Below are 1,171 nucleotides of genomic sequence, written 5' to 3'. Positions count from 1 at the left end.
ATTTCACTTTCTGGTTGAACTGCTTGATAGCCCATCGTTACTTTTCCACTATTTTCATCTACATTTACATAATCTATTTGCTTGTTTAATGTCCATTGTTGATTTGTTTTACTTGCAACGAGTGTTGCTTTTTGTCCGTCTGGAGTTCTATACTTAACAGCTATTTGGGTTGCCTCACCGTTAGGTGCGATCGTCACATTCACACGTTCTTCATTCGCTTCAACAATTGGTGAAAGTGGTGTTGCTTCTTTTCTCGGCATGATAACCATACTTACATTGCTTGAGTCGCTATTTCCTTTGCTTTCTCTTGCAATCACTTCACTTTCAGGGTACACCGCTTGATAATTGATCAATATTTTTCCTGTATTATTATCTAGAGTAATATGAGAGACGTTTTTATTTAATGTCCATTGATTTTGATTTAATGTAGCAATTAAATTTTGTTGTTGACCCTTAGCGTCTATATATTGTAACGATAACCGAGTAACTTTAACTTGAGGTATTATCTCAACACTTGCATTAGATTCGTTGACTATAGATATAGGGGGAGCTGGCGTCTTTTCTTTAACTGGCATAGTAACACGATTCTCAGCACTTGCATCACTGTTTCCGTTTGTCTCTGTTGCGATAATTTCACTTTCTGGTTGAACTGCTTGATAGTCAATCGTTACCTTCCCACTATTTTCATCTACATTTACATGATCTATTTGCTTGTTTAATGTCCATGATGATTCGTTTTTACTTGCAACAAGTGTTGCTTCTTGTCCGTCTGGAGTTCTATACTTAACAGTTATTTGGGTTGCTTCACCATTAGGTGCGATTACTACATTCACGTGTTCTTCATTTGCTTCAACAATTGGTGAAAGTGGTGTTGCTTCTTTTCTCGGCATAGTGATACGGCTCTCAGCACTTACATCACTATTTCCTTTTGTCTCTGTTGCGATGACTTCACTCTCTGGTTGAACTGCTTGATAGTCAATCGTTACCTTCCCACTATTTTCATCTATATTTACATGATCTATTTGCTTGTTTAATGTCCATGATGATTCGTTTTTACTTGCAACAAGTGTTGCTTCTTGTCCGTCTAGAGTTCTATACTTAATAGCTATTTGGGTTGCTTCACCATTAGGTGCGATGGTTACATTTACACGTTCTTCATTCGCTTCAACAA

General features: G+C 37.1%; 1 pseudogene. It reads right to left on the bottom strand.

Going from position 1 to position 1,171, the window contains the following annotated elements:
* Nucleotides 1-1,171, bottom strand: a pseudogene (locus tag HMPREF2897_RS11200) (YSIRK signal domain/LPXTG anchor domain surface protein); the annotation flags it as partial.

It is taken from the genome of Staphylococcus sp. HMSC065D05, from assembly GCF_001813195.1.
GTDB lineage: Bacteria > Bacillota > Bacilli > Staphylococcales > Staphylococcaceae > Staphylococcus > Staphylococcus epidermidis.
This window is presented reverse-complemented; position numbering and strand designations above follow the sequence as displayed.